The organism is Gottfriedia sp. NPDC058432 (genome assembly GCF_042721555.1).
In the GTDB taxonomy this organism is placed as follows: Bacteria; Bacillota; Bacilli; order Bacillales; family Bacillaceae_G; genus Gottfriedia.
Map to the genome: position 1 here is coordinate 1 of NZ_JBHXLC010000026.1, position 18,535 is coordinate 18,535.

The 18,535-nt window shown below is 35.5% G+C and carries 17 protein-coding genes, 1 rRNA gene and 1 riboswitch; of the genes, 17 read left to right on the plus strand and 1 reads right to left on the minus strand.

Annotated features, from left to right (window positions below; genetic code table 11):
* From rrf to purD, 15 genes are all read left to right on the plus strand, one after another.
* Positions 1-93, plus strand: a 5S ribosomal RNA gene (rrf, locus tag ACFWM3_RS20190); the annotation flags it as partial.
* 257 nt (positions 94-350) lie between these two features.
* Positions 351-1,448 carry a PRK06851 family protein gene (locus tag ACFWM3_RS20195; RefSeq protein WP_390312713.1) on the plus strand — a complete coding sequence of 366 codons (1,098 nt, stop codon included), beginning with the start codon at positions 351-353 and terminating at the stop codon, positions 1,446-1,448.
* A gap of 177 nt (positions 1,449-1,625) precedes the next feature.
* Positions 1,626-1,751 carry a hypothetical protein gene (locus tag ACFWM3_RS20200; protein WP_390312715.1) on the plus strand — a complete coding sequence of 42 codons (126 nt, stop codon included), beginning with the start codon at positions 1,626-1,628 and terminating at the stop codon, positions 1,749-1,751.
* A gap of 247 nt (positions 1,752-1,998) precedes the next feature.
* Positions 1,999-2,100: riboswitch (purine riboswitch) on the plus strand.
* A 132-nt stretch (positions 2,101-2,232) separates the two neighbouring features.
* Positions 2,233-2,718, plus strand: a complete 486-nt coding sequence (gene purE, locus ACFWM3_RS20205; RefSeq protein ID WP_069032641.1) for a 5-(carboxyamino)imidazole ribonucleotide mutase — start codon at positions 2,233-2,235, stop codon at positions 2,716-2,718.
* Entirely contained in the window at positions 2,715-3,863 is a 1,149-nt protein-coding gene (gene purK / locus ACFWM3_RS20210; RefSeq protein ID WP_390312717.1) for a 5-(carboxyamino)imidazole ribonucleotide synthase, read from the plus strand. Before purE ends, purK begins: the two co-directional genes overlap by 4 nt.
* Positions 3,860-5,155, plus strand: coding sequence for an adenylosuccinate lyase (gene purB, locus ACFWM3_RS20215; RefSeq protein ID WP_390312719.1), 1,296 nt, complete (start codon positions 3,860-3,862; stop codon positions 5,153-5,155). The genes purK and purB overlap by 4 nt, the downstream gene beginning before the upstream one ends.
* 115 nt (positions 5,156-5,270) lie before the next feature.
* Positions 5,271-5,993, plus strand: a complete 723-nt coding sequence (gene purC / locus ACFWM3_RS20220; protein ID WP_056474748.1) for a phosphoribosylaminoimidazolesuccinocarboxamide synthase — start codon at positions 5,271-5,273, stop codon at positions 5,991-5,993.
* Positions 5,981-6,235 (plus strand): phosphoribosylformylglycinamidine synthase subunit PurS, encoded by a 255-nt coding sequence (gene purS / locus ACFWM3_RS20225; protein WP_056474745.1) that lies wholly within the window; start codon positions 5,981-5,983, stop codon positions 6,233-6,235. The genes purC and purS overlap by 13 nt, the downstream gene beginning before the upstream one ends.
* Entirely contained in the window at positions 6,232-6,915 is a 684-nt protein-coding gene (gene purQ, locus ACFWM3_RS20230; RefSeq protein ID WP_331222690.1) for a phosphoribosylformylglycinamidine synthase subunit PurQ, read from the plus strand. The genes purS and purQ overlap by 4 nt, the downstream gene beginning before the upstream one ends.
* Positions 6,899-9,118 (plus strand): phosphoribosylformylglycinamidine synthase subunit PurL, encoded by a 2,220-nt coding sequence (gene purL / locus ACFWM3_RS20235; protein WP_390312721.1) that lies wholly within the window; start codon positions 6,899-6,901, stop codon positions 9,116-9,118. The genes purQ and purL overlap by 17 nt, the downstream gene beginning before the upstream one ends.
* Positions 9,103-10,515: an amidophosphoribosyltransferase gene (gene purF / locus ACFWM3_RS20240; protein ID WP_056474737.1), complete on the plus strand. Its 1,413-nt coding sequence runs from the start codon at positions 9,103-9,105 to the stop codon at positions 10,513-10,515. Before purL ends, purF begins: the two co-directional genes overlap by 16 nt.
* An 85-nt stretch (positions 10,516-10,600) precedes the next feature.
* Positions 10,601-11,638, plus strand: coding sequence for a phosphoribosylformylglycinamidine cyclo-ligase (purM, locus tag ACFWM3_RS20245; RefSeq protein WP_056474735.1), 1,038 nt, complete (start codon positions 10,601-10,603; stop codon positions 11,636-11,638).
* Positions 11,638-12,201, plus strand: coding sequence for a phosphoribosylglycinamide formyltransferase (gene purN / locus ACFWM3_RS20250; RefSeq protein WP_056474733.1), 564 nt, complete (start codon positions 11,638-11,640; stop codon positions 12,199-12,201). Before purM ends, purN begins: the two co-directional genes overlap by 1 nt.
* A 47-nt stretch (positions 12,202-12,248) precedes the next feature.
* A complete protein-coding gene (purH, locus tag ACFWM3_RS20255) occupies positions 12,249-13,784 on the plus strand; it encodes a bifunctional phosphoribosylaminoimidazolecarboxamide formyltransferase/IMP cyclohydrolase (protein WP_056474732.1) in 1,536 nt (511 codons plus the stop codon).
* A 19-nt stretch (positions 13,785-13,803) separates the two neighbouring features.
* The gene (gene purD, locus ACFWM3_RS20260) at positions 13,804-15,069 is read left to right on the plus strand and encodes a phosphoribosylamine--glycine ligase (protein WP_390312724.1); all 1,266 of its coding nucleotides are present in this window, start codon (positions 13,804-13,806) and stop codon (positions 15,067-15,069) included.
* Positions 15,070-15,178: 109 nt separating this feature from the next.
* On the opposite strand, the gene ACFWM3_RS20265 is transcribed toward purD, so the two are convergent.
* Positions 15,179-15,436, minus strand: a complete 258-nt coding sequence (locus tag ACFWM3_RS20265) for a YgaP family membrane protein (RefSeq protein WP_056474726.1) — start codon at positions 15,434-15,436, stop codon at positions 15,179-15,181.
* 221 nt (positions 15,437-15,657) lie between these two features.
* Between ACFWM3_RS20265 and pcrB the strand changes: the two genes are divergently transcribed.
* Positions 15,658-16,356, plus strand: coding sequence for a heptaprenylglyceryl phosphate synthase (pcrB, locus tag ACFWM3_RS20270; RefSeq protein WP_056474723.1), 699 nt, complete (start codon positions 15,658-15,660; stop codon positions 16,354-16,356).
* Positions 16,356-18,533, plus strand: coding sequence for a DNA helicase PcrA (gene pcrA / locus ACFWM3_RS20275; RefSeq protein ID WP_056474721.1), 2,178 nt, complete (start codon positions 16,356-16,358; stop codon positions 18,531-18,533). Before pcrB ends, pcrA begins: the two co-directional genes overlap by 1 nt.
* Positions 18,534-18,535: the final 2 nt, after the last annotated feature.

Consider the following 18,535-nt stretch of genomic DNA (forward strand, 5'->3'; position numbering starts at 1 on the left):
CACACCCGTTCCCATACCGAACACGGCAGTTAAGCTCTTTTGCGTCGATGGTAGTTGGGGGTTTCCCCCTGTGAGAGTAGAACGTCGCCTGGTAAACAAAAACATCAGCTATTAGGCTGATGTTTTTTTGTGTTCAAATTTGGGAATGTCAGTTCTTATCATGACTTTAAATATGGAGAGAAAATATGTAAGTCTAAAAGATAAGCTTAAGAATCAAAACATGTTCAGATAAAAAATTAAAAAGTTAATTTACTTTTATTAAAAATTAATAAAGTAAATAATAATATTAATGCTGGGCAAACACCCTTAATTATATATCTACATAACTTAGATTGAATGGAGGGAAAAAGATGAGAGGAAAAATACTCAATTACTACGCAGGAGGTAATACTGCAAAAGGGTTTTATAATCTCTATGACTCAGCTTTAGAGGATTTAGATAAACTATTCATTCTAAAAGGTGGTCCAGGTACTGGGAAATCAACATTAATGAAAACAATTGGAGAAATGATTGTAAATAAGGGAATTGATATTGAATATTTACATTGTTCTTCAGACACTAATTCAGTTGATGGCTTAATTGTCCCGAAATTTCAAATAGGTATGGTAGATGGAACAGCTCCACATGTAATTGAACCAAAAGCTCCAGGAGTTATTGAGGAATATGTGAATTTAGGTGTTGCTTGGGATTCTAAGAAATTATCCTTACACAAGGAAGCAATACTATCACTAAATGATGAAATTTCTAAGAAGTTTCAAACCGCTTATGATACATTTGCTGCTTCATTAAAGGCTCATGATGAAATTGAAACAGTTTATATTTCCAATATGGACTTTGTAGAGGCAAATAAACTGACTAACGAGTTGATTGCGCTTTTTTATGGTAGTCACAGCAATACTGAAAAAGTCTCAAAAGTAAAACATAGATTTTTAGGTGCAGCAACTCCAAGTGGCGCGGTTGATTATATTCAAAATTTAACAGAAGATATCGAAAAGAGATATTTTATTAAAGGTAGAGCTGGTTCCGGTAAATCAACAATGTTAAAGAAAATAGCAGCTGCAGGAGAAGAACGAGGATTTGATGTTGAGATTTATCATTGTGGATTTGATCCAAACAGCCTTGATATGGTAATTATTCCGGAACAAGGCATTGCGATTTTTGACAGTACAGCACCCCATGAATATTTTCCTGATCGTGAAAATGATGAGATTATTGATATGTACGAAAGATGCATCACACCGGGAACTGATGAGAAATACGCTGCTGAAATAGATAGAACAACAAAATCATATAAGGATAAAATGAAAGAAGCAATATCTTATCTAGCGGAAGCTAAAGTTCTTAGAGATGAATTAGAAGCGATCTATATTGGAGCTATGGACTTTACAAAAGTTGATAAAATACAGAGTGAATTAATAGAAGAAATTGAAGGTATTATAAAAAATTAGCATTTTTAATTTCGTAAAGGTGTAACCAAATGGGTTCACCTTTTTAATTTTGGAGTAAGAGAATCATTAAAAAATCAATAGTACGTATTTATATATATTTCGTGTTATTATTTAGAATTTTTACGATTAAGAATACCAATAATAAATTTTTCATTTGAATATAAAAATGAAAAAGAAGTGCACACAAAATGGGTTCCAAAAGCAGCTCTACCAAACGGCACGTATTATATCTCTGCTGATGTAGTAACAAAAGATGGGTTTAAAGTAACATCAAATCCAACTAAAGTAACGGTTCATCGATAAAAGTCAAGAATTGAAAAAGCTATCTTACCTATTTATTATAGGGATAGATAGCTTTTTTGTTCTTCATTAATTATTCGCTATTATAAAATGCGAATAAGAATTAAAAAAATTACATTAGCTATGTGTAATTTAATCTAAATAGACAACATAGAATGTGAAAAACTAAGTAAAACACGAACATTAAAATATTTTTTTATAAAATCATTCATATTTTATTGAAATAAATATGATAAATTGATACTATAGAGATAGGAAATTTAGCAAACCTCATATAAGTTTGGGAATATGGCCCAAAAGTTTCTACCTAGTAACCTTAAATTACTGGACTATGAGGGGAAGTTAATCACACGTGTACGTATTTAAGTATACGCCTAAGTAGATTATCTTTCCTCACCATAGAGGGATAAATCTATTTAGGCGTTTTTTGTTTAAAATTTATGATAAACATAAAAAATAGCGAATAAACTTGGGGGATAAGCAGATGAAACCGGTAGTTGGTGTCATTATGGGGAGTACAAGTGATTGGGAAACAATGAAACATGCTTGTGATGTGTTAGAAGAGTTGAATATTAACTATGAGAAACGAGTTGTTTCGGCACATCGTACACCAGATTTAATGTTTGAGTATGCAGAATCAGCTAGAGAACGTGGTATTAAAGTAATTATTGCAGGTGCAGGCGGGGCTGCTCACTTACCAGGAATGGTAGCAGCAAAAACGACACTTCCAGTAATTGGTGTACCAGTACAATCAAAAGCTTTAAATGGATTAGATTCATTATTATCAATTGTACAAATGCCAGGTGGAGTACCTGTTGCAACTGTTGCAATTGGTAAAGCAGGTGCGACGAATGCAGGCTTACTTGCAGCTCAAGTATTAAGTATCCAAGATCAAGAAGTTTATTTAGCATTAGAAACTCGTCGTGAAAACACTACTAAACAAGTTCTAGAAAGCAGTGAATCACTATGAATAGCAAAGTAATTCTACCAGGACAAACAATAGGAATCATCGGAGGCGGCCAACTTGGAAGAATGATGGCGCTTTCAGCGAAAGAGATGGGCTATAAAATAGCTGTTTTAGATCCTACTCCAAACTCGCCTTGTGGGCAAGTATCTGATATAGAGATTACGGCTGAGTATTCAAATATAGAAGCAATTAAACAGCTTGCGAAAGTAAGTGATGTTATAACATATGAATTTGAAAATATTGATGTAAACGCACTTGAGTATTTAGATGAACATTCTTATTTACCTCAAGGCAGTGAGTTATTAAAGTTAACACGAAATAGATTAACTGAAAAAACAGCTATTCAAAATTTAGGCATAAAGGTTGCCCCGTTTCGACTAGTAGAAAATGAAGAGCAATTTTCTGAAGCTGTTACGAAAATAGGTTTACCAGCTGTTTTGAAAACGACAACAGGTGGTTATGATGGAAAAGGGCAAGTTGTTTTAAGATCTGAAGAAGACTTTGTTGAAGCATTAGAACTTGTTAAAAAACAGCAATGTATTCTTGAGGGCTGGGTTCCTTTTGAAAAAGAATTGTCAATAATTGTCGCAAGAAATAGTAATGGAGAGGTAAATACGTTTCCAATAGCAGAGAATGTTCATATAAATCAAATTCTGCATACTTCATCTGTACCAGCAAATACCTCAACATTAGTAATAGAAACAGCAGAGAACTATGCAAAAAAAGTAGCTAGCTCATTTCATCTTGTAGGTGTTTTAGCAATTGAGTTATTTGTAACAGAAGATGAGCAGGTTTATATTAATGAATTAGCTCCGCGTCCACATAATACAGGACACTATACGATGGAGGCAGTTGAAACATCACAGTTTAAGCAGCATATTCGAGCGGTTTGTAATTTACCATTAGGGAATACGGAATTACTAAAACCTGTTGTGATGGTGAATATATTAGGTGAACATGTTGAAGAAGTATTGAATGTAATGCAAAATGATAGTACATTAAATGTCCATCTTTATGGTAAAGAAGAAAGAAAAAAAGGCCGTAAAATGGGACATATTAATATAATGGCAGCATCAACAGAACTAGCGATGCAAAAAGTAAAAGAGTTAGGGATTTGGGAACAAAACCCGGTGGAGGTAAAAATATGATTGAACGTTATTCACGCCCAGAAATGGCAGCAATTTGGACAGAAGAAAACAAATTTAAAGCTTGGTTAGAAGTTGAAATCTTAGCATGTGAAGCATGGGCTGAATTAGGAGATATTCCTAAAGAAGACGTAAAAGTGTTACGCGAAAAAGCTTCTTTCGATATAAACCGAATTTATGAAATTGAAAAAGAAACACGTCATGACGTAGTTGCATTTACTCGTGCAGTTTCTGAAACATTAGGCGACGAACGTAAATGGGTACATTATGGCTTAACTTCAACTGATGTAGTAGACACAGCACTTTCATACTTACTACACCAGGCAAATGATATCTTATTTAGAGACTTAGAGAATTTCATTGGAATTCTTGAAACGAAAGCTAAAGAACATAAGTACACAGTAATGATGGGACGTACTCACGGTGTACATGCAGAACCAACTACTTTTGGTTTAAAACTTGCTTTATGGACAGAAGAAATGAAACGTAACTTAGAGAGATTTAAGAATGCGGTTGAAACAGTTCGTGTAGGTAAAATCTCAGGCGCTGTTGGAACATACGCAAATATTCCTCCATTTGTTGAAGCATATGTTTGTGAAAAGTTAGGAATTCAAGCAGCTCCAATTTCAACTCAAACATTACAACGTGATCGTCATGCTCACTACATGGCAACATTATCTTTAATTGCAACTTCAATTGAGAAGTTTGCAACTGAAGTACGTGGATTACAAAAAAGTGAAACACGTGAAGTTGAAGAATTCTTTGCAAAAGGTCAAAAAGGCTCTTCTGCAATGCCACATAAACGTAATCCAATTGGATCTGAAAACATGACAGGTTTAGCTCGTGTAATTAGAGGTCATATGGTTACAGCTTATGAAAATGTATCACTTTGGCATGAAAGAGATATCTCACATTCATCTGCGGAAAGAATCATCTTACCGGATGCAACAATACTTTTAAATTACATGTTAAATCGATTTGGAAATATTGTTAAAAACCTTACTGTATTTCCTGAGAATATGAAACGTAATATGGACCGTACTTACGGATTAATTTATTCTCAACGTGTACTTCTTGCTTTAATTGAAAAAGGAATGTCACGTGAAGAAGCTTATGACACTGTTCAACCAAAAGCAATGGAAGCTTGGGAAACTCAAGTACAATTTAAAGAGCTTGTAGAAGCAGAGGATAAAATTACTTCTTTATTATCTCAAGAAGAAATTAATGATTGCTTCGACTACAGCTACCACTTAAGTCAAGTCGATACAATTTTTGAACGCTTAGGATTAAATTAATAAATATTGTTTGGCTAAGATTAGAGAAAAAAACTCTTAGCCAAACAATTCAAATAACATATAAAGCATAAATTCTATTGGGTGTTTAAATGAGGATATGGGAGGCATTGTTAGCATGGCAGAGCAAGTAATGTTGTATGAGGGAAAAGCAAAAAGAATTTTCTCAACTGAGAATCCTGAAATTGTAAGAGTTGAGTACAAAGATTCAGCAACTGCATTTAACGGTGAAAAGAAAGCAGAAATTGCTGGTAAAGGTCGCTTGAATAATGCGATTACTAGTTTACTATTTTCAAAGTTAATGGAATCAGGTATTGCATCTCATTTCGTAGAAAAAACATCAGAACTTGAACAACTTGTAAAACGAGTAACAATTGTACCAATTGAAGTAGTTGTTAGAAATATCGTTGCTGGTAGCTTATCGAAACGCATGGGATTAGATGAAGGTGTTAAGTTAGAAAAACCAATCATCGAGTTTTATTACAAACGTGATGATTTAGGTGATCCGATTATTAATGAAGATCATATCGCTGCACTTAAACTAGCAACAACTGAAGATCTTGAAACAATTAAAGAGATTGCTCTCCGTGTTAATGATGTACTAGTAGAACAGTTTAATGCATGTAATGTTCGATTAGTCGATTTTAAATTAGAGTTTGGCAAATTAAATGATGGAACAATTTTGTTAGCTGATGAGATTTCACCAGATACTTGCCGATTATGGGATAAAGATACAAACGCGAAATTTGATAAAGATGTATTCCGTAGAGATTTAGGTAACTTAACAGATGGATACGAAGAAATTTTAAAACGCTTAGGGGGATTATCATGTTCAAAGTAAGAGTATTCGTTACATTAAGAGAAAGTGTTTTAGATCCACAAGGAAATGCAGTTAAAAACGCACTTCATAGCATGAATTTTAGCGAAGTTCAAGATGTTCGTATCGGTAAATATATGGAATTATTGATTGATAAAAATGTTGCAGATTTAGATACTGCTGTAAAAGAAATGTGTGAAAAGTTATTAGCAAACATCGTAATTGAAGATTACCGTTATGAGGTAGAGGAGGTAGTCGCACAGTGAAGTTTGCAGTAATTGTGTTCCCGGGCTCAAATTGTGATGTTGATATGTATCATGCAATCAAAGATGAGTTAGGCGAAGAAGTAGAATACGTATGGCATGATTCAACGAATTTAGATGAATTTGATGGTATCTTATTACCAGGTGGCTTCTCATATGGAGATTACTTACGCTCTGGCGCAATTGCAGGCTTTGCAAACGTGATGGATGCCGTGAAGAAAGCAGCTGCTGAAGGTAAACCAGTATTTGGCGTGTGTAATGGATTCCAAATCCTAACTGAAGCAGGTCTACTACCAGGTACTCTTAGACGTAATGAGAAATTAAAATTTATGTGTAAGCCTGTTGAGCTAGTTGTTGAAAACAATGAATCAATGTTTACAACTGGTTATGAAAAAGGTCAAGTAATTACAGTACCAATCGCACATGGTGAAGGAAATTACTATTGCGATCAAGAAACATACGAATCACTTAAAAGTAATAATCAGATAATTTTCCGTTATCAAAATAATCCAAATGGTAGTTTAGATGATATCGCAGGTATTGTTAATGAAAAAGGAAATGTATTAGGAATGATGCCACACCCTGAGCGTGCAGTTGATGCATTATTAGGCTCAGCAGACGGACTTCAACTATTTCGTTCGATTGTAAGAAACTGGAGGGAAAACCATGTCGTTACTTCTTGAGCCAAATCCAATTCAAATTGAAAATGATAGAATTTATGCCACTATGGGCTTAACTGATGAAGAGTTTCAATTAGTCAAATCAATTATTGGTCGCAATCCGAACTATACAGAGCTTGGATTATTCTCAGTAATGTGGTCTGAACATTGTAGTTATAAAAACTCTAAACCGTTATTACGTAAATTCCCAATAAGCGGTGAGCATGTTTTACAAGGACCAGGTGAAGGAGCAGGTATTGTTGATATTGGCGATGAGCAAGCTGTAGTATTTAAAATCGAAAGCCATAATCACCCTTCTGCAATTGAACCATACCAAGGTGCTGCAACTGGTGTAGGTGGAATTATTCGTGATGTATTTTCAATGGGAGCACGTCCTGTTGCACTTCTAAATTCATTACGATTTGGTGAATTAGAAACTCCAAGAGTTAAATATTTATTTGAAGAAGTTGTTGCAGGTATTGCTGGTTACGGAAACTGTATTGGTATTCCAACAGTTGGTGGGGAAGTAAACTTCGATCCATGTTACGAAGGCAATCCTTTAGTAAACGCAATGTGTGTTGGATTAATCAATCATAAAGATATTAAAAAAGGTCAAGCCCATGGTGCTGGAAATACAGTAATGTACGTTGGTGCTTCAACTGGTCGTGATGGAATTCACGGTGCAACTTTTGCTTCCGAAGAGTTATCTGATGCATCTGATGAAAAACGCCCAGCGGTACAAGTAGGCGATCCATTTATGGAGAAGTTATTACTTGAAGCATGTTTAGAAGTTGTTCAAAATGACGCTCTTGTTGGTATTCAAGATATGGGTGCAGCTGGATTAACATCTTCATCTGCTGAGATGGCTTCAAAAGCAGGAATGGGAATTGAGATGAATCTTGATTTAGTTCCACAACGTGAAGCTGGTATGTCAGCTTACGAAATGATGCTATCAGAATCTCAGGAACGTATGTTACTAGTTGTAGAAAAAGGTAGAGAGCAAGAAATCGTAGACTTATTTGAAAAGTATGATCTACATGCAGTTTCTGTAGGACGTGTTACAGATGATAAGATGCTTCGCTTACTTCATAAAGGTGAGGTTGTAGCAGAATTACCTGTAGATGCTCTTGCTGAGGAAGCTCCAGTATATCATAAACCATCAACTGAACCTGCATATTATGGTGAGTTCCAAGCGATGGAAAACTATATTCCTGAAATTAGTGATTCAAAAGAAACGTTAAAACAATTACTTTCTCAACCTACAATCGCAAGTAAAGAGTGGGTTTACGGTCAGTATGATTATATGGTTCGTACAAATACAGTAGTTGCTCCAGGTTCTGATGCTGCAGTAATCAGAATTCGTGATACAAAAAAAGCTCTAGCAATGACAACTGACTGTAATGCACGCTACTTATATTTAGACCCTGAAGTTGGTGGGAAAATTGCAGTAGCAGAAGCAGCACGTAATGTAATTTGTTCAGGAGCTCGTCCTCTTGCAATTACAGATTGCTTAAACTTCGGAAATCCTGAAAAACCTGAGATTTTCTGGCAGTTAGAAAAAGCAACAGATGGTATGAGTGAAGCTTGTAATGTATTAAGTACTCCAGTAATTGGTGGTAACGTATCATTATATAACGAAACAAATGGTGAAGCAGTTTACCCAACTCCTGTAGTTGGTATGGTAGGTCTAATTGAAGATGTCGAGCATATCACGACTCAAAACTTTAAAACAGCTGGCGATTTAATTTATGTAATCGGCGGAGCAGAAGCTGAATTCGGTGGAAGTGAGCTTCAAAAATTATTAAATGGCAAAATCTTTGGTAAAGCACCAAGTATTGATTTAGCTGTTGAATCTAGTCGCCAAGAGCAAATTCTTGCTGCTATTCAAGCGGGTGTAGTTGCTTCAGCTCACGATATTTCTGAGGGTGGTTTAGCTGTAGCGATTGCAGAAAGCACATTTGGTCCGTCAGAAGTTGGTGCAACTATTACGATTGAAGGAAATGAGGTTGTTTCATTATTTAGCGAAACTCAATCACGTTTCTTACTTTCAGTAAAACCTGAACATAAAGAACAATTCGAAGCATTAGTAGATGCAAAGTTAATCGGTACAGTTACAGAAGAAAAATCAGTAACAGTTCGTAATGAAAATAATGAAACAGTTCTTCATGCTTCAGTTGAGGAACTGAAACAAGCTTGGAAAGAGGCGATCCCATGCTTGCTGAAATAAAAGGACTAAACGAAGAGTGTGGAATATTTGGAATTTGGGGGCATACTGATGCTGCCCAAATCTCCTACTATGGTCTTCATAGCTTACAACACAGAGGCCAAGAAGGAGCTGGAATTGTTGTAACGAATGGGGATGAGCTTGAAGGTGCAAAAGGACTCGGCTTAATAACAGAAGTTTTCAGTAAAGGTCAATTAAATGATTTACACGGAAAAGCTGCTATTGGTCATGTTCGTTATGCAACTGCAGGCGGAGGCGGTTATGAAAATGTTCAGCCTCTATTATTCCAATCGCATACAGGAAGCATTGCTCTTGCCCATAACGGTAATTTAGTAAATGCTTCAAGATTACGTAAAGATTTAGAGATGCAAGGTAGTATTTTTCAAACTACTTCTGATACTGAAGTACTTGCTCATTTAATTAAACGTAATGGCTCTGCTCCAATCAAAGATAGCATTAAAGCATCTTTAAATATGATCAAAGGAGCTTTCGCTTACTTAGTTCTAACAAAAGATGCAATGTATGTAGCGCTAGATCCTAATGGTTTTAGACCATTGGCATTAGCTAAACTAGGTGACGCTTATGTTGTAGCTTCAGAGACATGTGCATTCGATGTAGTCGGAGCGAAATATATTCGAGATATTAATCCGGGAGAATTACTTATTATTTCAGATAATGGAGTCGAAACTGATCAATTTACTTCATCAGTTAATCACACTATTTGTAGTATGGAATATATTTATTTCTCTCGTCCTGATAGCAATATTGATAATATCAATGTTCATGCTGCACGTAAAAATATGGGGCGTGTATTAGCTAAAGAAGCTCCTGTTGAAGCAGACGTAGTAATCGGTGTTCCTGATTCAAGTATTTCAGCAGCAGTTGGTTATGCAGAAGAGTCTGGCATTCCATATGAACTTGGATTGATTAAAAATCGTTATGTAGCTCGAACATTTATTCAACCTTCTCAAGAACTTAGAGAGCAAGGGGTTAAAATGAAACTTTCTCCAGTTCGTTCGATCGTTGAGGGGAAACGAGTAGTAATGGTAGATGATTCAATCGTTCGTGGAACTACAAGCCGCCGAATCGTACAAATGTTACGTGATGCAGGTGCAAGTGAAGTTCATGTCCGTATTGGCGCACCACCATTGAAAAATCCTTGCTATTACGGTATTGACACTTCAACAAGAGAAGAGTTAATTGCTGCAACTAATACAATAGAAGAAATTTGCGAAGAAATTGGCGCAGATTCATTAGAATTTATTAGTCTAGAAGGATTACTAAATGCTATTGGTAGAAATCATGAAGGACCAAATAGAGGTCAATGTACTGCTTGCTTTACAGGGAAGTATCCAACAGTGATCTATGATGAAAATGAATTAGTACATTCTCATAATTAATATTAAAAAACAGAGGCGGTGAGCAAAGTCGCCGCCTCTTTTCAATTGAATCTATTCATAAGGAACTGAAAGGGGAAATCATCACATGGCGAATGCATATAAACAAGCTGGAGTAGATATCGAAGCTGGCTATGAAGCAGTGAACAGAATGAAGAAACACGTTCAAAAAACAATGCGTCAAGAAGTTCTTGGTGGATTAGGAGGATTTGGAGGAATGTTTGATCTTTCCAAATTCAACCTTAAAGAACCAGTTCTTGTATCAGGGACAGATGGAGTAGGAACAAAATTAAAATTAGCTTTCCAAATGGACCGTCACGATACGATTGGCATTGATGCAGTCGCGATGTGTGTGAATGATATTGTGGTTCAAGGAGCGGAGCCTTTATTTTTCCTAGATTACTTAGCAGTTGGAAAGGCTGTACCTGAACGAATTGAGCAAATTGTAAAAGGTGTATCTGATGGTTGCGTACAAGCAGGCTGCGCTTTAGTCGGAGGAGAAACTGCTGAAATGCCTGGTATGTATCCAGAAGATGAATATGACGTTGCTGGTTTTGCGGTAGGAATTGCTGACAAGTCGAAGCTTGTAACAGGTCAAAACATTAAAGCAGGAGATATCTTATTAGGAATCTCATCAAACGGGATCCATAGTAATGGATATTCTCTAGTTCGTAAGGTTTTATTAGAAAAAGGTGGCTTAACGCTTGATCAACACATTGATAAATTAGGTCATACTTTAGGCGAAGAACTACTACGCCCAACTAAAATTTATGTAAAACCAATTTTAAATGTCCTGAAAAAATTTGAAGTAAAAGGTATGGCACATATTACTGGTGGTGGGTTTATTGAAAATATCCCTAGAATGCTTCCAGAAGGAATCGGAGCAGAAATTGATTACGGTTCATGGCCAATTCAACCAATCTTTGATTTATTAGAAGAGACTGGTGAATTGAAGCGCGAAGAAATGTTTAATATTTTTAATATGGGTATTGGTATGGTTCTTGCGGTTAATGAAGAGAACTTACATGACACTATTAAACTATTAGAAGAAGACGGAGAAAAAGTATTTATTATCGGAAGAACAAAAGCAGGTGAAGGTGTTACCTTTGGCGGAGGTTCTCTGTAATGAAGAAGATTGCCGTATTTGCATCAGGAAATGGCAGTAACTTTCAAGCCATTCTTGACGCAACTCTAAGCGGAGAAGTGAATGCTGAAGTGAAATTACTTGTTTGTGATCGTCCAAATGCATTTTGTATCGAACGAGCAAAGCAAGCAAATATTCCATCATTTATATTTTCAGCGAAAAACTATGAATCAAAAGAGCAGTATGAAGGTGAAATTATTGCCCATCTTAAAGAGTTAAATGTCGAATTTATTGTATTAGCTGGCTATATGAGATTAATTGGTCCGACAATTTTAGACTCATTTCCTGGGAAAATTGTAAATATTCATCCTTCATTTCTACCATTATTTCCTGGAAAAGACGCAATTGGTCAAGCTCTCCTAGCTGGTGTCGAATCGACTGGAGTAACGGTTCATTATGTCGATGAAGGAATGGATACTGGTCCAATTATTGCGCAAGAAGAAATTCTAATTGAAAAGGGAGATTCTAAGGAATCACTTGAGCAGAAGGTTCATAGTGTCGAGCATGTTTTATATGTGCAAACACTAAAAAAATTGTTTAGTTAACTAGATTAGATATAGAGCATGAAATCGATTAGATAGGGGAATGTATCATGAAAAAACGAGCTTTAGTTAGCGTTTCAGATAAACAAGGTATTATTGAATTTGTAAGTGGATTAATTAAACATGATTTTGAAGTTATTTCAACAGGTGGAACTTTTAATTTATTAAAAGATGCTGGATTAAATGTAATTGGTATTTCAGAAGTAACTAACTTTCCAGAAATTATGGATGGTCGTGTAAAAACATTACATCCTTCAATTCACGGAGGTTTACTAGGCGTTCGTTCAAATGAAGAACATATGCGTCAAATGAACGAGTTAGGTATTCAGCCAATTGATTTAGTTTGTGTAAATTTATATCCGTTTAAAGAAACAATTATGAAGCCTGATGTTACATTTGAAGATGCAATTGAAAATATCGATATCGGTGGCCCTACAATGCTTCGTTCAGCAGCTAAAAATCATGAGTTTGTATCTGTAGTAGTTGATCCAACAGATTATGAAGTAATTTTAGCTGAGTTAGCTGAAAATAATTCGGTTTCTATTGAAACGAACCGTCGATTAGCTGCTAAAGTTTTCCGTCATACTGCAGCTTATGATTCATTAATTTCTAATTATTTAACAGAGCAAGTAGGAGAAGAAAATCCTGAAAGCTATACTGTTACTTACGAATTAAAACAATCTTTACGATATGGTGAAAATCCTCACCAAAAAGCGACATTCTATCGTGCTCCAATGCCAACAGTTTCATCAATTGCTTATGCAGAACAATTACATGGTAAAGAGCTTTCTTATAACAATATTAACGATGCAAATGAAGCATTAAATATTGTACGCGAATTCTCTAATCCAGCTGTTGTCGCTGTAAAACACATGAATCCATGTGGAGTAGGCGAAGGCACTTCAATTGAAGAAGCTTATGATCGTGCTTATACTGCTGACCCAGTTTCAATTTTTGGAGGAATTATTGCGACAAACCGTGAAGTTGATGCTGCAACAGCTAAGAAAATGCATGAATTATTCTTAGAAATTATTATCGCTCCTTCATTCAGTGAAGAGGCTTTAGAAATCTTAACTAGTAAAAAGAACTTACGTTTATTAACATTGGACTTAGAAACTAAGCCTACGTTTGCACCTAAATTAACGACAGTTCATGGTGGCTTATTACGTCAAGATATGGATACATTTGGATTAGATGAAGCAACAATTACAGTCCCTACAAAACGTCAACCGACTGAAGAAGAGTGGGAGAATTTAAAATTAGGTTGGAAAGTTGTAAAGCATGTTAAATCAAATGCGATTGTTTTAGCAAAAGATCATATGACAATCGGTGTTGGTGCAGGTCAAATGAATCGCGTTGGAGCTGCAAAAATTGCGATTGAACAAGCTGGTGAAAAATCAAATGGCGCGGCATTAGCTTCAGATGCATTTTTCCCTATGAATGATACAGTAGAAGCAGCGGCTAAAGCTGGTATTACAGCAATTATTCAACCAGGCGGATCAATCAAAGATGAAGATTCAATTAAAAAAGCTGATGAATATGGAATTGCAATGGTCTTTACAGGGGTTCGTCACTTTAAACATTAAGAAATAAGGAGATGACAAGATGAAAGTATTAGTCATTGGTCGCGGAGGCCGTGAGCATACAATTGCTTGGAAGGTAAATCAATCGGAGAATGTAACAGACGTATTTGTTGCTCCAGGAAACGATGGAATGATTGATGTTGCAACACTTGTCAATATTGATGAAAGTGACCATGAAGCACTTATTGCATTTGCAAAAAATGAAGAAATTGATTTAACAATCGTTGGTCCTGAAGTTCCTTTAATGAACGGAATTGTAAATGATTTTCGAGCTGCTAATTTAAAGATTTTTGGTCCAACTAAAGAAGCGGCAATTATTGAAGGAAGTAAAAGCTTTACAAAGGATTTAATGAAAAAATATGCGATCCCGACTGCAGCTTATGAAACGTTTACTAATTTTGAAGAAGCAAAAGCATATGTTGAAAAAGTTGGTGCACCGATCGTTATTAAAGCTGATGGATTAGCAGCTGGTAAAGGTGTAGTTGTAGCGATGACAATTGAAGAAGCAATCATCAGCCTTCATGACATGCTACTTGATGAAAAGTACGGCGATGCAAGTGCATCTGTAGTAATTGAAGAATATTTAGAGGGTGAAGAGTTCTCGCTAATGTCGTTTGTTAATGGGAATAAGGTTTATCCTATGGTAATCGCACAAGACCATAAACGTGCTTATGATGGAGACAAAGGACCTAATACTGGTGGTATGGGTGCGTATTCGCCAGTACCACAAATCTCAGAGTCAGTTGTTGAACAATCTTTAAAAGAAATAGTAGTACCAGTCGCAGAAGCAATGATTTCTGAAGGAAGACATTTTACTGGAATACTATATGCGGGTTTAATGTTAACAATCCAGGGACCTAAAGTAATCGAGTTTAATGCAAGATTTGGGGATCCGGAGACTGAAGTTGTATTACCTCGTTTAGAGAGCGAGTTAGCTGAAGTATTGTTAGGAATATTAAATGAAGAAGAGATCCATTTAGAATGGTCAGAGGATGCTGTTGTTGGAGTAGTGCTTGCTGCAAATGGATATCCTGAAGTTCCTGAAAAAGGTGCTGTCATAACTGGATTAAATAATGTAAGTAATGAAACGATGGTTTTCCACGCAGGTACAAAACTTGAAAATAATGAATTTGTTACAAATGGTGGAAGGGTATTAATTATTGCACATAAAGGAAGCTCCATTAATGAAGCTTGCGAAAATGTATATAAGCAAATTGATACGATTCAATCAACAGGCTTATTCTATCGCCACGATATAGGTCATAAAGCAATTAAAGTAAATAATTAGAAAGAAAGGGTCGTCATTAATCATCAATGACGACCCTATTTCTTGTTAAAATAAGAACTAGTGTTCTATTTTTATCTATACAATCTACTCCATTTTTGATAAACTACTTTTATGAAGGTTGAATGCAATCTTCAAATGTATCTCCCTCGTCGTGTTTATCTGCCATAATCTTACATTTCTTACCTAGAGCAGTCATTGGGCAAAAACGTAATACTCCCTCTGCAACTTTCATGGCACCGATTATGATCAAAATGATTACAGAATTACTACATCTTCTGCGTGTAAGCTTTGCTGTGCCGTAAGCTAAAATTGTTAAGCCAGCAGTTATACGTATAAGTGCATTTATTATGCTAATATTTGGTCTCAACAGTAACTCCCCTTATAATAAGTATCAGTGATTAAATCACTCTTTACCATTTTTCCCTTTAATTGTTTCAATATCATAGGAAACAATTAGTATTAATTACTTAAAATGGCGACGTAGGGTTACTTTTCCTTTTTTATAAGATACAATACATTTATATTTTTGATAAAAAGTACTTAATAAAATAGATAAATTAATGTTAAAAAACAATTCCGGAGGACAAAATGTACGATTATTCACAATGGAATCACATATTTAAATTAGATCCAAACAAAGAAATCTCTGATGATGAATTAGAAAAAATTTGTGAGTCAGGAACGGATGCAATATTAGTTGGTGGAACGGACGATGTAACGTTAGATGCTACGATATCTCTACTAGTTAGAATAAGACGTTATGCAGTACCATGTATTTTGGAGGTATCAAATCTTGAAGCCGTAACCCCAGGTTATGATTTTTATTTTATCCCGACAGTTTTAAATAGTAATGATCCAAAGTGGATTATTGGAATGCATCAACAAGCAATGAAAGAATTCGCACATTTAGTTCATGCTGAAGAATTGGTGATGGAAGGTTATTGTATATTAAATAAAGATTGCAAGGCTGCAAAGCTGACAAGTGCAGTGACAGATCTTTCAGTAGAAGATGTTGTAGCTTATGCGGAAGTTTCTGAGCAATTATTAAAATTACCGATTTTTTATTTAGAATATAGCGGCACATATGGTTCACCCCAAGTGGTAGAAGAAGTATCAAAAGTATTAAACAAAACGAAATTATTCTATGGTGGTGGAATTACATCAACTCAACAAGCAATTGAGATGAAGCAATTTGCTGATACGATTGTTGTTGGGAACATTATATATGAGAACTTACAAGAAGCTTTACTTACCGTGAAAGCTGTGAAAGAAGGAGCGACGAAGTAATGAAAACAGCAGAAGAATTATTGCAAGGTTTAAATCCAATGCAAAAAGAAGCCGTTAAAACGGTTGATGGTCCTTTATTAATTATGGCTGGAGCAGGTTCAGGTAAGACTCGAGTACTAACACATCGAATTGCGTATTTATTAGGTGAAAAAGGTGTTGCTCCTTGGAATATACTTGCGATCACCTTTACAAATAAAGCAGCTAGAGAGATGCGAGAGCGTATATTTAATTTAGTTGGAAAAGATGCAGAAGATATTTGGGTTTCAACATTCCACTCAATGTGTGTTCGCATTCTTCGTAGAGATATTGATCGTATTGGCTTTAATAGAAGTTTTTCTATCTTAGATACAACTGACCAATTAACAGTCATAAAAAATATTCTGAAAGAGAAAAACTTAGATTCAAAGAAATTTGATCCTCGTAGTATTCTAGGTTCTATTAGTAGTGCAAAAAATGAACTGCAAACTGCTGCAGATTATTCACGAGATGCTTTTACTCCATTTGAAAAAGTTGTTGGTGAAATTTATGCATCTTATCAAGACCGATTACGTAAAAATCATTCATTAGACTTTGACGATTTAATAATGATGACAATTAATTTATTTGAACGTGTTCCAGAAGTACTACAATATTATCAACGAAAATTTCAATATATTCACGTGGATGAGTATCAAGATACCAACCATGCTCAGTATAAAATTGTAAAATTGCTTGCCGAGCAATTTAAAAATATTTGTGTAGTTGGTGATTCAGATCAATCAATTTATCGCTGGCGTGGAGCAGATATTTCTAATATTCTTTCATTCGAAAAAGATTATGATAAAGCACAAGTAATTCTGTTAGAACAAAATTACCGTTCGACTCAAACGATTCTTGATGCTGCTAACGCGGTTATTACGAACAATTCAAACCGTAAAGCGAAAAAGCTTTGGACAGAAAATGGACAAGGTACACCGATACATTATTTTAGAGCTGCCTCAGAACAGGACGAAGGATATTTTGTAGCTGGAAAGCTAGCCGAGTGGAAAAAAGAAGGAGTTCATCAATATGGTGATGTTGCTATTCTTTATCGTACGAATGCGCAATCACGTGCAATGGAGGAAGTTTTAGTTAAGTCTAATATTCCTTATAAAATGGTCGGCGGAGTAAAGTTCTATGATCGTAAAGAGATTAAAGATTTACTTGCTTACTTAAGATTTATTGCCAATCCAAATGACGAGATCAGTTTTTCAAGAATAATTAATGTGCCAAAACGCGGTGTAGGCGCAGCGTCTGTAGATAAAATTATTAACTATAGCATAATGAATGACTTATCTTTATCTGATACTTTAGAGCAAATTGATTTCGTTGGATTAAGTGGAAAAATTACGAAAGCAGTCGGAGATTTCCATGCTATGGCGAAAAACTGGCAGCAAATGTTGGATTATTTATCAGTTACTGAGCTTGTTGAGGAAGTTCTTGATAAAACAGGTTATATCCAAGTGTTAAAAGATGAAAATACTATTGAATCTGCTTCTAGAATCGAAAATATTGAAGAGTTTTTAACAGTTACAAATGCTTTTGAAGAAAGCAGTGAGGATAAAAGTTTAGTATCATTTTTAACTGATTTAGCATTAGTTTCTGATATCGATCAAGCGGATAAAGAGGAGTCACAAGCAGATGAGGTTATACTTATGACGCTTCACTCTGCAAAAGGATTAGAGTTCCCAGTAGTCTTTTTAATCGGTTTGGAAGAAGGTATATTCCCACATAGCCGTTCTTTAATGGATGAAGAAGAAATGGAAGAAGAAAGAAGATTAGCATATGTAGGGATAACACGTGCGGAAAAGGATTTATACATTACAAATGCTCAAACACGTACACTTTATGGTCGCACTAGTGTAAACCAAGAATCTCGTTTTATAAATGAAATTCCTGATGAACTATTAGATCGTGCAAATAAGAAGGTTGTAACTGAGCGCCGTGCTGTTTCAAGACCAGCAGTGGCTATGAGAACAACAGGTGGCGAGTCACACGGTTGGCGAGTTGGAGATAAAGCTTCTCATGGTAAATGGGGAATTGGTACAGTCGTAAGTGTAAAAGGAGAAGGTGAAGCAATGGAGTTAGATATTGCATTCCCGAGTCCTGTCGGTATTAAGCGTTTATTAGCAAAATTTGCTCCAATTACGAAAGCATAGAA

Coding starts and splice junctions, on each gene's coding strand:
- purB (WP_390312719.1), top strand. CDS start 3,860: ATGATTGAACGTTATTCACGCCCAGAAATGGCAGCAATTTGGACAGAA.
- purL (WP_390312721.1), top strand. CDS start 6,899: ATGTCGTTACTTCTTGAGCCAAATCCAATTCAAATTGAAAATGATAGA.
- purK (WP_390312717.1), top strand. CDS start 2,715: ATGAATAGCAAAGTAATTCTACCAGGACAAACAATAGGAATCATCGGA.
- purN (WP_056474733.1), top strand. CDS start 11,638: ATGAAGAAGATTGCCGTATTTGCATCAGGAAATGGCAGTAACTTTCAA.
- purE (WP_069032641.1), top strand. CDS start 2,233: ATGAAACCGGTAGTTGGTGTCATTATGGGGAGTACAAGTGATTGGGAA.
- pcrB (WP_056474723.1), top strand. CDS start 15,658: ATGTACGATTATTCACAATGGAATCACATATTTAAATTAGATCCAAAC.
- ACFWM3_RS20195 (WP_390312713.1), top strand. CDS start 351: ATGAGAGGAAAAATACTCAATTACTACGCAGGAGGTAATACTGCAAAA.
- pcrA (WP_056474721.1), top strand. CDS start 16,356: ATGAAAACAGCAGAAGAATTATTGCAAGGTTTAAATCCAATGCAAAAA.
- purF (WP_056474737.1), top strand. CDS start 9,103: ATGCTTGCTGAAATAAAAGGACTAAACGAAGAGTGTGGAATATTTGGA.
- purD (WP_390312724.1), top strand. CDS start 13,804: ATGAAAGTATTAGTCATTGGTCGCGGAGGCCGTGAGCATACAATTGCT.
- purC (WP_056474748.1), top strand. CDS start 5,271: ATGGCAGAGCAAGTAATGTTGTATGAGGGAAAAGCAAAAAGAATTTTC.
- purS (WP_056474745.1), top strand. CDS start 5,981: ATGTTCAAAGTAAGAGTATTCGTTACATTAAGAGAAAGTGTTTTAGAT.
- purH (WP_056474732.1), top strand. CDS start 12,249: ATGAAAAAACGAGCTTTAGTTAGCGTTTCAGATAAACAAGGTATTATT.
- purM (WP_056474735.1), top strand. CDS start 10,601: ATGGCGAATGCATATAAACAAGCTGGAGTAGATATCGAAGCTGGCTAT.